14 protein-coding genes are annotated in these 12723 nt (G+C 65.7%); 10 read left to right on the forward strand and 4 right to left on the reverse strand.

From position 1 onward, the window contains the following. Window positions 1-495 (forward strand): Lrp/AsnC family transcriptional regulator, encoded by a 495-nt coding sequence (locus AABF56_RS30035; protein WP_272808744.1) that lies wholly within the window; start codon window positions 1-3, stop codon window positions 493-495. An 18-nt stretch (window positions 496-513) separates the two neighbouring features. Here the strand turns inward: AABF56_RS30035 and AABF56_RS30040 are convergent, their stop codons facing one another. Continuing rightward, window positions 514-1245, reverse strand: a complete 732-nt coding sequence (locus AABF56_RS30040; protein WP_244768794.1) for a FadR/GntR family transcriptional regulator — start codon at window positions 1243-1245, stop codon at window positions 514-516. Window positions 1246-1453: 208 nt separating this feature from the next. On the opposite strand from AABF56_RS30040, the gene AABF56_RS30045 reads away from it, so the two are divergent. From AABF56_RS30045 to AABF56_RS30085, 9 genes are all read left to right on the forward strand, one after another. Beyond that, the gene (locus AABF56_RS30045; protein WP_272808743.1) at window positions 1454-2815 is read left to right on the forward strand and encodes an ABC transporter substrate-binding protein; all 1362 of its coding nucleotides are present in this window, start codon (window positions 1454-1456) and stop codon (window positions 2813-2815) included. Window positions 2816-2876: 61 nt separating this feature from the next. Beyond that, window positions 2877-3773 carry a carbohydrate ABC transporter permease gene (locus AABF56_RS30050; RefSeq protein WP_272808742.1) on the forward strand — a complete coding sequence of 299 codons (897 nt, stop codon included), beginning with the start codon at window positions 2877-2879 and terminating at the stop codon, window positions 3771-3773. A 5-nt stretch (window positions 3774-3778) separates the two neighbouring features. After that, window positions 3779-4597 carry a carbohydrate ABC transporter permease gene (locus AABF56_RS30055; RefSeq protein ID WP_272808741.1) on the forward strand — a complete coding sequence of 273 codons (819 nt, stop codon included), beginning with the start codon at window positions 3779-3781 and terminating at the stop codon, window positions 4595-4597. 1 nt (window position 4598) lies between these two features. Then, window positions 4599-5663, forward strand: a complete 1065-nt coding sequence (locus AABF56_RS30060; protein ID WP_272808740.1) for an ABC transporter ATP-binding protein — start codon at window positions 4599-4601, stop codon at window positions 5661-5663. Then, window positions 5660-6808, forward strand: coding sequence for a galactonate dehydratase (dgoD, locus tag AABF56_RS30065; RefSeq protein WP_272808739.1), 1149 nt, complete (start codon window positions 5660-5662; stop codon window positions 6806-6808). Before AABF56_RS30060 ends, dgoD begins: the two co-directional genes overlap by 4 nt. A gap of 1 nt (window position 6809) precedes the next feature. Then, window positions 6810-8423, forward strand: a complete 1614-nt coding sequence (locus AABF56_RS30070) for a GMC family oxidoreductase (RefSeq protein ID WP_272808738.1) — start codon at window positions 6810-6812, stop codon at window positions 8421-8423. Next, a complete protein-coding gene (locus AABF56_RS30075; protein WP_272808737.1) occupies window positions 8420-9328 on the forward strand; it encodes a dihydrodipicolinate synthase family protein in 909 nt (302 codons plus the stop codon). The genes AABF56_RS30070 and AABF56_RS30075 overlap by 4 nt, the downstream gene beginning before the upstream one ends. 124 nt (window positions 9329-9452) lie before the next feature. Beyond that, window positions 9453-9803 (forward strand): MbcA/ParS/Xre antitoxin family protein, encoded by a 351-nt coding sequence (locus tag AABF56_RS30080; RefSeq protein ID WP_272808736.1) that lies wholly within the window; start codon window positions 9453-9455, stop codon window positions 9801-9803. Window positions 9804-9811: 8 nt separating this feature from the next. Continuing rightward, complete coding sequence (locus AABF56_RS30085) at window positions 9812-10309, forward strand: RES family NAD+ phosphorylase (protein WP_272808735.1); 498 nt, start codon at window positions 9812-9814, stop codon at window positions 10307-10309. A gap of 80 nt (window positions 10310-10389) precedes the next feature. On the opposite strand, the gene AABF56_RS30090 is transcribed toward AABF56_RS30085, so the two are convergent. Genes AABF56_RS30090 through AABF56_RS30100 form a run of 3 tightly spaced genes read right to left on the reverse strand, consistent with a single transcriptional unit; the run spans window position 10390 to window position 12716 of the window. Then, on the reverse strand, window positions 10390-11328 hold the full coding sequence (locus AABF56_RS30090) for an esterase-like activity of phytase family protein (RefSeq protein ID WP_272808734.1): 939 nt from the start codon (window positions 11326-11328) through the stop codon (window positions 10390-10392). A 13-nt stretch (window positions 11329-11341) separates the two neighbouring features. Continuing rightward, window positions 11342-12154, reverse strand: coding sequence for a polyphosphate polymerase domain-containing protein (locus tag AABF56_RS30095; protein WP_272808733.1), 813 nt, complete (start codon window positions 12152-12154; stop codon window positions 11342-11344). Next, on the reverse strand, window positions 12132-12716 hold the full coding sequence (locus AABF56_RS30100) for a DUF4956 domain-containing protein (protein WP_244768783.1): 585 nt from the start codon (window positions 12714-12716) through the stop codon (window positions 12132-12134). Before AABF56_RS30100 ends, AABF56_RS30095 begins: the two co-directional genes overlap by 23 nt. Window positions 12717-12723: the final 7 nt, after the last annotated feature.

Consider the following 12723-nt stretch of genomic DNA (forward strand, 5'->3'; position numbering starts at 1 on the left):
ATGCCGATTTCCAAGCCAGGCCTCGATGCCGCCTCCATCCGCATCCTCGACCTCCTGCAGCAGAATGCCGAATTGAGCGTTTCGGAACTGGCGGAGGCGACGGGCCTGTCGGCCTCGCCCTGCTGGCGGCGGGTCAACGACCTCAAGGAAAACGGCGTCATCAAGGGGTCGGTCGCGCTGGTCGACGCGCAGGCGCTGGGGCTGGCGGTCAATGTCTTCGTGCAGGTCTCGCTGAAGCAGCAGGACCGGGAATCGCTCGACGTCTTCAATGCCGCCATCCGCACCAAGCCCGAGATCGTCGAATGCTACCTGATGACCGGGGAGGCGGACTACATGCTGCGCGTGGTGGTCGAGGACCTGATGAAATTCCAGGCCCTCGTCGTCGACTTCCTCACGCTCATCCCGGGCGTCGCCAACATTCGCTCGAGCTTCGCCCTCAGCCAGATCAAGTACACGACCGCGCTTCCGACCGGGCACCTGAAGGGCCGCCCCTGAACGGCATAGCCGCCGAGCTCAAGAGGGGATGATATCGTGGGTCTGCTGCGCCTCGGTCAGCAGCGCGACCATCTCCGCCTCGGCCGAGGCCTCATCGCGCGCGAAGACCGCGTCGGCCACCCGCTTGTGGCGCGTGATCCAGCGGTCGTCCTCCTCGCTCGTGGCCCGCAGGCCCGCATGGAAGAGATGGCGCAGGCCGACGGAGATCAGTTCGCCGAGCGAGAAGAACAGCCGGTTGCCCGATGCACGCAGGATGGCGATGTGGAAGGCGACGTCCTGCTCCACCCGGTCGTTCTCGTCGAGATAGGTCGCCATTCCACGCAGCGCGCGCCGGACCGCCGTTTCGTCGGCCCCACCATGGTTGCGCGCGGCCATGCGCGCCGCCTTCGGCTCGATCGCCATGCGCAGGGCATAAAGGTCCGAAATCGCCCTTCCCGCCTGGTTTGCATCCTGCAGCGCCCAGTCGAGCACCAGGGAATCCATCATGTTCCAGCGCTCGGTGGGCCGCACGACGACGCCGATCTTCGGCTTGCCTTCGATCAGGCCCTTTGAACTCAGGATCTTCAAGGCCTCGCGCGTCGCGGTGCGCGAGGCGCTGAAGGTCTGGCCGATTTCCGTCTCGCTGCCGATCACCGCGCCCGGCCTGTAGTGTCCGGAAACGATGCGTTTTCCCATCGTCGTGACGATCGTCTCGTGGATGCCGGCCGATGCCGTGTCCTGCGTCTCCATCGCGTCCTGCTGCTGCGTCAAGCACTGCCCCTATCGTCTCTTTTTCCCGCTGGCATAGCGGAAATGATCCCGGCAGGCAAACAGTCTCACACAAAGCCAAATAATACTACACTTGACATCAATAATAGTATCGATATGTTCGCCCAACATGAAAGAAGCCGGGAAACCCGATCCCTGCCCCGCAGGGATCGGGCCATCGCGACAACATCGATCTGAAGAGGAGGAGAGCATGAACAGAGAGATACGCCTGAGCCGGCGCCAACTGATGGCCGGCACGGCGGCCACAGCCTTCGGGCTGGCAGTCGCGCCCCGGCTGAGTTTCGCCCAGACGGCGGAAGAGGCCCGCGCGGGTTTCGCCGGCGCCGATGTCGACTGGATGGCCTTCAAGGGCGAGAGCCTGACGATCGAGGCGATGACGCATCCGTGGAGCGCGGCGATCGAACCGATCCTGCCGCTCTTCACGGAGCTCACCGGCATCTCCGTCAAGCTGAACACCCAGTCCGAGACGGAATACACCTCGCAGATGCCGATCAAGCTCGGCGCCAAGGCGGCCGAGCCCGACGTGATGATGATCCACGCGCTCGGCCAGTTCGTTTCCGCCGGCTGGGCGGAGCCGCTCGATGCCTACTATGCCGACAAGGCGCTGTTCGATGCCGCCTGGTACGACCAGGACGACATCTTCGCCATGGCGCGCGACTTCCCCGCCCAGGCGGACGGGCAGAACTATTCGATGTCGATCACCGCCGAGGCGCAGACGCTGTTCGCCAACAAGGCGATGCTCGGCGAAGCCGGCCTTGCCGTCCCGACGACGATGGACGAGCTGCTCGCCACGGCGCTGAAGCTGAAGACGGACACGGTCGCGGGCATCGCCATGCGCGCCAAGTCCGACAGTTCCGCCGGTCCCTGGACCTGCGGCGGCTTCGTCTTCTCCTATGGCGGCGAGATCATCGACGGGGAGGGGCGCTGCGTGCTCGACAGCGATGCGGCCGTTGCCGGCGTGGAGATGTACGGCCGCCTGCTGCGCGAGGCGGGGCCGATCGGCGTCGGCAACTACCATTGGTACGAAGCCCTCAACGACTTTTCCAGCGGCGCGGCGGCGCTCGGCTGCGACAGCTCCAACTTCGCCACCGACATCTCCAACCCGGCAAAGAGCCTGGTGGCGGCCGATGCCGTCTATGCCGCCCTGCCGCGGGCCGGCGAACACCCGATCAAGCCGAACATCTGGGCCTGGCAGGCCGGCATCAACGCCTATTCAAAGAAGAAGAAGGCGGCCTTCCTGCTCCTGAGCTTCCTCAACTCCGGGCCTGGCTGTCTGCTCAGCGCCGCCAGCGGTCTTGCCACCGTGCGCAATTCCGCCTGGAAAAGCGAAGCGTTCCAGAAACGGTTCGGTGCGGAGGCTTCGGCGGCGGCGCTCCTCAACCTCAATTCCGGCGACGCCAGGATCTTCAAGGCGGCGTGGTTCCACAGGAAGTCCAGCGAGATCCTCGATCCCTTCGCCGTGGCGATCAACCAGGTCGTCACCGGCCAGGCCGATGCACGGGCCGCGCTCGCTGCGGCCACGACGAAGATCAACGCCGCCCTCAAGGGCTGACACGGATTTAAAGCCCCCCGAGCGTTCCGGTCGGGGGGCACCCGATCAGAAAGGCAGGCCCGTGCCCCTCCGCCAGACCACAATCCAACGCGCCGAGCGCAGCTTCATCCTGTGGATGCTTGCGCCGGCGACGATCCTCATGCTGTCGCTGACGCTCGTTCCCTTTCTCGTCAGTGTCTATCTCTCCTTCACCGACTATTCGCTGACCGCGCCGGAGACGATCAACTGGGTCGGCCTCAAGAACTATTCCGACCTGCTCTCCTCCGCCGATTTCTGGGATGCCGCGCGCATAACGGCGATCTTCACCATCGTCGCGGTCGGCATCGAGACGGTGCTGGGCGTTGGCATCGCGGCCCTGCTGTATCACGAGGTGCGGCAGGCGCCGTGGCTGCGCGTCATCTATCTCCTGCCGATGGCCATCACGCCGATCGCCGCCACCTTCACCTTCCGGCTGATGTTCAACCCCACGCAGGGCGTGCTGAACCACCTGCTCGGCCTCGCGGGCGTTTCTCCCAGCGCCTGGACGGCCGCGCCCGAGACCGCACTCCTGTCGCTCATCCTCGTCGACGTCTGGCAATGGACGCCCTTCATCCTGCTCATTGTGATGGGCGGCATGGCGGCGCTGCCGCCGGAGCCGGAAGAGGCGAGCCAGATGGACGGCGCCGGCCCGTTCCGCACCTTCTTTCTCGTGACGCTGCCGCGGCTGAAGCCCTATCTCGCGCTCGCGCTGCTGTTCCGGCTGATCGACGCCTTCAAGACCTTCGACATCATCTTCGTTTTGACCGGCGGCGGACCCGGCGTCGCCACGCGCACGCTGAACCTGCTCGCCTACAAGTACGGCATCGAGTTCCTGTCGATGGGCTACGCCTCGGCACTGGCGATCGTCATGCTCGTCTTCACCCTCGTCGCGGGGCAGGTTTTCCTTCGCCGGCTCGGCCTGTTCGACCTGAAGGATTAAGCGCCATGAAAGTGTTCACCTCCGTCTGGCTGCGCCGCCTGATCCTTTACGTCTTCGCTGTCTGGTGCATCTTTCCGCTCTACTGGATCTTCCTCACCGCACTGAAGACGCCGATCCAGGCCATGGCCCGGCCGCCGCTCTTCCTGTTCGAGCCGACCTTCACCAATTTCGCCAAGGTCATCGGCAATCCCGATATCTGGGCCTATTTCGCCTCCTCGACGATCGTGGCGGCCGGCTCCAGCCTGCTGACGCTCGCGCTCGGCGCACCGGCCGCCTATATCCTCGCGCGTTATTCCTTCCGGGGACGCGGCGATTTCGGCTTCTGGCTGCTTTCCTCGCGCATGACGCCGCCGGTCGCCATGCTGATCCCTTTCTTCGTGCTCTATTACCAGCTCGGCCTGCTCGACACGCATCTCGGCCTGATCCTCGCCCATGTCACGCTCAACCTGTCGATCGTGGTCTGGCTGCTCCGCGGCTTCTTCTCCGAACTGCCGCGCGAGATCGAGGAGGCGGCAAGCCTCGACGGCGACAACCATTTCCAGGTCTTCGCCCGCATCACCCTGCCGCTCGCCATGCCCGGGCTCATCTCTGTCGGCATCCTGATCTTCCTCCTGTCGTGGAACGAGTTCCTGTTCGCGCTGGTGCTGGGGGATTCGGCGGTGCGCACCGTGCCGGTCGGCCTCTACGGCTTCATCGGCTACCAGACGATCGCCTGGGCAGAGCTGTCGGCCTCCGCCAGCCTGCTGATCATCCCCGTCATCCTCTTCATCCTTGTCTTCCAGCGCCACCTCATCCGTGGCCTGACCATGGGGGCCTATCGCTGACATGACCGAAATCACGCTTCAATCCGTCACCAAGAGCTGGGGCGCGCTGACCGCGCTGAAGCCCATCGACCTCCACATCCCCCACGGCGAGTTCCTGGTCCTGCTCGGCCCCTCCGGCTGCGGCAAGACGACGACCATGCGCATCATCGCCGGGCTGGAGACGGCCTCCAGCGGCGCGGTGCTGAAGGACGGCGCCGACATCACCAACCGGCTGCCGCGCGAGCGCAACATGGCGATGGTGTTCCAGAACTACGCGCTCTATCCGCACATGAAGGTGCTGGACAATGTCGCCTATCCGCTGCGCGCCCGCGGCATGGCGAGGGCCGATCGGGAGAAGACGGCGCTCGCCGCGCTGGAGAAGGTGGGCCTTGCGCCCTATGCCGACCGGCTGCCGAAGAACCTCTCGGGCGGCCAGCGCCAGCGCGTGGCGCTGGCCCGTGCACTCGTCCGCTCGCCGGATGTCTTCCTGATGGACGAGCCGCTGTCGAACCTGGACGCCAAGCTGCGCGGCGCCATGCGGGCGGAGATCAAGCACATCCAGCGCGAGACCGGCATCACGACCATCTATGTCACCCACGACCAGATCGAGGCGATGACGCTCGCCGACCGCGTGATCATCATGGAGGCAGGCGAAATCCGCCAGGTCGGCACACCGGACCAGATCTACGACGACCCCGACAACCTGTTCGTCGCGGGCTTCCTCGGCTCCCCGCCGATGAACTTCATTCCCGGCGACATCCAGGACGGCGCCTTCCGCTCCGGCAATGCCCGCATCGCGGCAGCAGGCATAACCGACGCGAAGGAGGCCCAGCTCGGCATCCGCGCCGAGGACATCGCGGTCGCCGCCGAGGGCGAGGCGGGAGACCTGGCGGTCACGGTCTACTCGGTCGAGCCGACGGGCGATGCGACGCTCGTCGTCGCCGACCATGGCAAGGGCCGGCTGGTGCTCAAGGCCGACAAGCATTTCCGGCCGGAGATCGGCGCCACCGTCAATCTCCGGCTTTCCCCCAATGGCATCCGTTACTTCGACAGCGCATCCGGCGCCCGGCTGAGGACTTCCCAATGAAAATCACGAAACTCGAAACCTTCGTCGTCGCCCCGCGCTGGCTGTTCCTCAAGGTCTCGACGGACGAGGGCATTTCCGGCTGGGGCGAGCCGGTGCTCGAGGGCCATGCCGAAACGCTGGCGGCGAAGATCCGCGAGCTGGAAACCCTGCTCATCGGCCGCGATCCGCTGCTGATCGAGGATACCTGGCAGATGATCTACCGCAACGGCTGCTATCGCGGCGGCCCCGTGCTGATGAGCGCCATGTCGGGCGTCGACATGGCGCTGTGGGACATCAAGGGCAAGGCCTTCGGCCAGCCGGTGCATGCGCTGATGGGCGGCAAGGTGCGCGACAAGGTCCGCACCTATCGCTGGATCGGCGGCGACCGACCCGGCAACCTCGTCGCCGACGCAAACGCCCTCATCGAGGCCGGCTACGACGCCTGCAAGCTGAATGCCACCGAGGAGGTCCAGTTCCTCGACGGCTACGCCAAGATCGACCGGATCGTCGCGAAGCTCGGCGAGCTGCGCGATGCGGTCGGCACCCGCATGGATCTCGCCTTCGATTTCCACGGCCGCCTGCATGCGCCGATGGCGAAGATCCTGCTGAAGGAGATCGAGCCGCTCAGGCCCATGTTCATCGAGGATGCCGTCGTCTCGGCCCAGGTCGACCACATGGCCGATCTTGCCCGCACCACGTCCATTCCGCTCGCCATCGGCGAGCGGCTGCACAGCCGCTACGATTTCCGCGCCGTCTTCGAAAAGCGCGCGGCCGGCATCGTCAATCCGGATACGGCCCATGTCGGCGGCATTTCCGAGATGGTGCGCATCGGCCACATGGCGGAAAGCTACGATATCGCAATGGCGCCGCATTGCCCGCTCGGGCCGATCGCGCTCGCCGCCAGCCTCCAGGTGGATGCGATCTGCTACAATGCCGTCATTCAGGAACAGTCCCTCGGCATCCACTACAACAAGGGCGGTGATCTCAACGACTACCTGAAGCCGGAAAGCCGCTTCAAGGTCGAGGCCGGCTTCCTGCCGATCCCCATGGGTCCCGGCCTCGGCATCGAGGTGGACGAGGACGTGGTGCGCGCCCGCGCCGTCGAGGGCCACGCCTGGCGGGCGCCGGTCTGGCGCCATGCGGACGGCTCGATTGCGGAATGGTGAGATGACGGGCTTCGACTATATCATCGTCGGCGGCGGCTCCTCCGGCTGCGTGACCGCGGCAAAGCTGGTCAGCGAGCACGGCGCCCGCGTCGCGCTCATCGAGGAGGGTCCGTCGAACCGCCACCCGCTGCTGCGCATGCCGGCTGGCTTCGTGAAGATGCTGAAGGGCAGCAGATACCTGACCTTCCACAAGACGGAGCCGCAGCCGCAGCTCGACGGCCGGTCGCACGACCTGCCGCAGGGCCGCGTGCTCGGCGGCGGCTCGACCGTCAACGCCATGGTCTACATGCGCGGCCGCCGCTCGGACTACGACGCGTGGAACCGCATGGCGAAGGCCGGCCCCAACGGCATCGGCTGGGGCTGGGACGACATCCTGCCCCACTACCGCCGGCAGGAGGGCAACCAGTCGCTCGCCGGCCCTGCCCATGGCACGGATGGGCCGTTGAAGGTTTCCAATCCGCGCCACATCGCCGAAATCTCGAATGTCTTCGTCAAGACGCTGCAGGAGATGGGCCTGCCGCTGCGCAACGATTTCAACGACGGCACGCAGGCTGGCGTCGGCTACATGCAGACGACGATCGGCGGCGCCCGCCGCTGCGGCGCGGTCGAGGCCTTTATCGAGCCCCTGGCCGCCGATCCGAAGCTCACAATCCTGACCGGCGTACGCGTCCTGCGCCTCCTCATAGAGGGCGGCAAGGCTGCAGGCGTCGAGATCGCCGAAGGCAGCCGGATCAGGACGCTCCATGCGGCAAACGAGGTCATCCTCACCGCCGGCGCCTTCGGCACGCCGAAAATCCTGATGCTCTCGGGCATCGGTCCCGCGCACGAGCTGCGCCGCCACGGCATTGCGGTCGAGGCGGACCTTGCCGGCGTCGGCGAGAACCTGATGGACCACCACGAGGTTCCGCTGGTCGCCGCCACCCACGAGAAGCTCGGCTATTATGGCGAGGATCGCGGCCTGTGCATGCTTCGCAACGGCCTGCAATACATGCTGTTCGGCTCCGGCCCCGTCTCGACGAACGGCTGCGAGGCCTGCGCCTTCATCAACCCGCTCGACCCCGCAGGCGAACCGATGATCCAGTTCTACTGCGTTCCGACCGTCTATCTCGACCGCGATGTCATGGGCGTCGCGCCGACGGACGGCGTCACGCTCAATTCCTGCTTGTTGCAGCCGAAGGCGCGCGGCACGGTGCGCCTGCGCTCGGCCGACCCCACCGATCTGCCGATGATCAATTCCAACTATCTCGGCCATGAGGACGACATCCGTCACGAGATCGCCGGGCTGCGCTTTGCGCGCGCGGTGCTGCAGACCGGGCCCATGGCCAAGGTGGTCAAGGGCGAGATCTTCCCCGGCGAGGGCTTCCGCTCCGATGCCGAGCTGCTTGCCCATTGCAAGCGCACGGTCAAGACCAACTACCACCCCTGCGGCACCGCCCGCATGGGCGCCGAGGACGATCCGCTCGCCGTGCTGACGCCGAACCTGCGCGTCAAGGGCATCGAGGGCCTGCGCGTCTTCGACGTTTCCATGATGCCCCGTATCGTCAGCGGAAACACCAACGCGCCCGCCATGGCGGTCGCAGATCGCGGCGTGGACATCATGATGGGTGCAGCATGACAGAAACCGGCATTCACGACGGCGTCTACGCCGTGCTCTTCGCCCTGTTCGACGCCCAGGAAGCGCTCGATCACGACGCGATGAAAGCGCAGGTCGATTACTGCGTCGAAACGGGCTGTCACGGCATCACCGTGCTGGGGCTGGCGACCGAGGTGCTGAAGCTCACCTTCACCGAGCGTTGCGCGCTCATCGAAACGACGGCACGCGCCAATGGCGGCCGCCTGCCATTCTCGGTGACCGTCGCCGGCAATTCGGTGGGCGAGCAGGTGGAGCTCGCGACCTGCGCGGCGGCGGCCGGCGCGGACTGGCTCATCCTCCAGCCCCCGATGGTCGGCAGTTATGGCGCGGATGTCTATCTCGACTTCTTCGCGCGGGTGGCGACATCGACCGCGCTGCCCGTCGCCGTGCAGAACGCGCCGCAATATCTCGGCCGCGCCCTTTCCGGCGAGGATCTCGTACGCCTGAAGCAACGGGCCCCCAATCTTGCCGCCGTGAAGGCCGAGGACGCGGCGCTCGGCCTTGCCCGCATCATCGACGTGGCGGGCGACAGCCTTGCGGTTGTCGGCGGGCGGGGCGGGCTGGAAATGACCGATGCCCTGCGCATCGGCTGCCGGGGCTTCGTGCTGGCACCCGACATCGCCCCGGTCGCGGCGCGTATCCTCGACCTGTGGCGGGCCGGCCGCCATGCCGAGGCAGAAGCGCTCTACGCGGCCGCACTGCCCGCGGCGACCTTCGTCATGCAGTCGCTCGAACATCTCGTTACCTATGGCAAGCGCATCTTCGGCGAGAATGCCGGCATCGCGATCCACGACCGCGCGCCCTGCCTGCCCGTCCAGTCCGTCGGGCTGTCGATCGCCCGGCAATGGGCCAAAACCCTCTCCCGCCTGCAACAGGAGCAGCCATGAGCGGCATCGTCCACTCGGGACGCCGAAACCTTTTCCGTTTCTCTCAACAAACGCGCCATTGAAACCCGCGATATCTGACGCTATATTGCGTCATAATGAATGGCAAAATCGGAAGGATATCGCCATGGGTCTTGCCCAATATGCCGACGGCGGGCTCTTCATGCCGCGCAAGATCGCCGATGCCCTGCGCACGACCAGCGAGGAGATCGCGCGGACGGCCGGGCTGGGAAAGGACGCCGTCCAGCGCAAGGACCGTGTCCGTTCCGACAAGACGCAGCGGCGCCTGCGCGAGATGATCGAGATCGTCAACAAGGTCGAGCCCCGCTTCGGCTCGGCGCTGATGGCCTATGCCTGGTATCGCTCGGAACCGCTTCCCGGCTTTTCCGGCCAGACCGCCATGCAGCTGGTCAGAAGCGGGCGCGCGGACGACGTGCTCGACTATATCGACGCTGTTGACGCCGGCATCCACGCATAGTCCGGCAGATGCGCTATCAGGGAAAGCTGTACCGGGCGCTGAACCCGGTCTATGCCCGCGAGCCGCTGTCCGGGCGCGGCGCCGAGCTCTATGGCGGCCGGTTCAACCCGAAGGGCATGCCCGCGCTCTACACGTCGCTGTCGATCATCACGGCGCTGCGGGAAGCGAACCAGGTCGGCAACCTGCAGCCGACCACCCTCGTTTCCTATGACGCCGATATCGCGCGGGTTTTCGACTGCCGCGATCCGGAAGCGTTGCGTGCGCAGGACATGGATGCGACGGCGCTCGCCGATCCGGCCTGGCGCGACCGGATGCGGGCATCCGGCGCCTCCCGAACGCAGGAATTTGCACGCAGGCTTTCGGCCGCCGGCTATCACGGACTGCTCGTGCCGAGCTTCGCGCCGGCTGCCATGGACGATGACCTGAACCTCGTCCTGTGGACATGGGGCGACGCCACGCCCAGCCGCCTTGTCCTGATCGACGACGAAAACCGGTTGTCGCGATAGCAGGCAGCGCCACCAACGGCCATCGGCAGGCAACCTTATGCCTGCCGGCAGGAAGGGCGGACCGGGCCCGTGTCACGCCGTCATTGCGGCCCGGTGAGCGAAAACAGGACGAACTGCGTTGCAGGCATCTCCTTCTTCGTCTTGTCCGTCACGGCCAGGTAGAGCGTGTCCGAGATCCGGGCGAGCCCCTCGAAATTGTCGTTCAGCAGTGCATTCGATCCTGCATCGAGATCGATTGCCGTGCAGGTCTCGCCCGTGCACCCCTCAGGATCGACGATGCGCAGGCGTCCGGCGGTCGGCCCGCCCTTGCTCTCGCGGGTGCGCTCGAGCACCAGCAGCTGGCCGCCGGGCATCGTCTCGATGGCCTTCAGGTTGCTGCGCTTCGGCTGGAAGGTCGCGAACGTCCAGCGCCCGCCATCAAGGCCGTAGATCGTATGGGCGTCACCCGGCTGGCCCTGCATGGCCTCCTCCGGGGCTGTGACGATGCCGTGGTCCTGCGTGGCGGCCACGGCTTCCAGCCGGCTGTTCGGCTCGTTGTACCGTGCTGCGTCCGACAGCGCATCCGGCAGCGGCACGGCGGCGATTGCCGTGCCGTCCGGCTTGAAGCGATGGATGGCGGGGCCATCCTCGAAGGCGATGAGAAGCTCGCCGTCGGACGGCGTGCCGTTGTCGCCATTGACGACGGCGAGCCCCTCGGCATTGACGAAGGCGGGCGTCGTGCCGGTGGCCAGCCGGACGGAGAACACCGCCTCCATGCCGGCGATCCTGCCACCTTCGATCTCCACCCGGAAATGATGCAGCACGCCATCATCCGAAACCGCATAGAGCAGCTTGTCGTCGGCATCCCAGGCAAGCCCGGACAATTCGCTGATGTTGCGGCCGTCCGGCCCGGTAGCGGCAGCCGTCCTGCCGTCGAGCACGGTCAGCGCAAAGGACGCCGGCTGCGCGAAGGCGACGGACGCCGGCACGAAGGCAGAGCCGCACAAAAGCAGCACTTTCAGCATTTTCTCGATCATCATCTCTCACTCACTCCTATTCATTGTGTAACCGGCGCAGGACATCATGGCCGGGCAGGCTGCCAAGCTTGCGCAGCGCCGGCAGGAACTTGTTGTGCCGGGTGCCGGGATTGAGCAACGCCGTGCCGACGCAGTATTTCGAGCACCGTTTGGTCGGGTGCTGGTGCAGCGCCCTGAGGATGCCATCGGCAACGCCGTTGCCGTTGGCCGATTTCGTCTCGAGGATGAACAGGCTCTCATCGACCGCGTGCCGCGCATCCGGTGTGTAGAACTGCAGGCCGCAATCGATGGTCATGCGCTCGCCACCCTGCTTGGCGACCAGCGTCATGCGCCGGTAGCGCATGTCGATGACGCGCGTGAGCGTGTGGGGAAAGGGTTGCCCGTATTGAGCCCGGTACACGTCGTCGATATAGGCAAGCGCCGTCTTGTCGAGCATGCCGAAGGTTCCCGGATCCCGGTTGAGCCGCTTCTTGACGGTGATGCCGCGCCTGTCCTTCAGCTTGACCTCGAGAAAGCACAGGCCGGCCTCGGCGTAGCGGCGGAGCCGGACCTTTGCACGCCGGCGCCGGCCCTGATGGTGGTCGAAATAGCTGCGGCGGCCGGCATCGTCGAAATAGCAGGTCTCGTAGGTGAAGGCCCGCAGACCGTCGATTTCCAGCATGTCGAAAGCCTCGGCCAAGGCGCCGGCGGCGTGCTTGAGCACGGTTGCATCGACGACATATTTGTTGTCCAGCCGCTCCAGCATCGCCGCCTTGCCGTTCAGCGCAGCCAGGCTGATGGGTTGGAAACCGTGCTGCAACCAGTCGTCAGTGTTTGCGATAATAGACATTGAGCTTCGCCATTTCGGTGATGTAGTCGAGTTGAAGGACCTGGTAGGACAGCACGTCGACGCCGAGCCGCCGGGACAGTTCCGCCCGCATGGCCGCGGGATCCGCGAGCAGCGCATGGTGGATCTTGTCGAGCGAGATCTTCGTGCCGCTGACCGACTGGAGCATCTTCGGATGGTCGACGACATAGGCGCCGACCAGCACGAACAGCACCGTGACGGCCACGAACGGGATCGTCGTTCCCTGCACGGACGAAATGACCGCGATGGCGACGCTGCCGAAGAAATAGGTCATCTCGGTCTTGCTGAGCGGTTCGGAACGCAGCGTGAAAAGCGCCAGGATCGCAAACAGCCCGAAGCCGGCCGCCACGCCGAAATCGACGACGGAAAGCACGGTCAGGACCGCGAAGACGAAGATGTTGAAGAGCGCTGCCGCCGTGACGAGTTCCTTGTCGCGGTAGCGCCGGTAGTACATGCCGAACATCAGGACGGACATGCCGGCAAGATCGATGCCGAAGCGCACGAATTCCATCACGAAAAGGGTCTGCAGCATCTGGGGAGTCATCACGGCC

The organism is Shinella sp. WSC3-e, from assembly GCF_945994535.1.
GTDB classification, from domain to species: Bacteria; Pseudomonadota; Alphaproteobacteria; order Rhizobiales; family Rhizobiaceae; genus Shinella; species Shinella yambaruensis.

Excerpts from the sequence above, each read along its gene's own strand:
- AABF56_RS30090 (WP_272808734.1), bottom strand. The coding sequence starts at position 11,328 with ATGATGATCGAGAAAATGCTGAAAGTGCTGCTTTTGTGCGGCTCTGCC.
- dgoD (WP_272808739.1), top strand. The coding sequence starts at position 5,660 with ATGAAAATCACGAAACTCGAAACCTTCGTCGTCGCCCCGCGCTGGCTG.
- AABF56_RS30060 (WP_272808740.1), top strand. The coding sequence starts at position 4,599 with ATGACCGAAATCACGCTTCAATCCGTCACCAAGAGCTGGGGCGCGCTG.
- AABF56_RS30035 (WP_272808744.1), top strand. The coding sequence starts at position 1 with ATGCCGATTTCCAAGCCAGGCCTCGATGCCGCCTCCATCCGCATCCTC.
- AABF56_RS30075 (WP_272808737.1), top strand. The coding sequence starts at position 8,420 with ATGACAGAAACCGGCATTCACGACGGCGTCTACGCCGTGCTCTTCGCC.
- AABF56_RS30080 (WP_272808736.1), top strand. The coding sequence starts at position 9,453 with ATGGGTCTTGCCCAATATGCCGACGGCGGGCTCTTCATGCCGCGCAAG.
- AABF56_RS30085 (WP_272808735.1), top strand. The coding sequence starts at position 9,812 with ATGCGCTATCAGGGAAAGCTGTACCGGGCGCTGAACCCGGTCTATGCC.
- AABF56_RS30070 (WP_272808738.1), top strand. The coding sequence starts at position 6,810 with ATGACGGGCTTCGACTATATCATCGTCGGCGGCGGCTCCTCCGGCTGC.
- AABF56_RS30055 (WP_272808741.1), top strand. The coding sequence starts at position 3,779 with ATGAAAGTGTTCACCTCCGTCTGGCTGCGCCGCCTGATCCTTTACGTC.
- AABF56_RS30095 (WP_272808733.1), bottom strand. The coding sequence starts at position 12,154 with ATGTCTATTATCGCAAACACTGACGACTGGTTGCAGCACGGTTTCCAA.
- AABF56_RS30045 (WP_272808743.1), top strand. The coding sequence starts at position 1,454 with ATGAACAGAGAGATACGCCTGAGCCGGCGCCAACTGATGGCCGGCACG.
- AABF56_RS30100 (WP_244768783.1), bottom strand. The coding sequence starts at position 12,716 with ATGACTCCCCAGATGCTGCAGACCCTTTTCGTGATGGAATTCGTGCGC.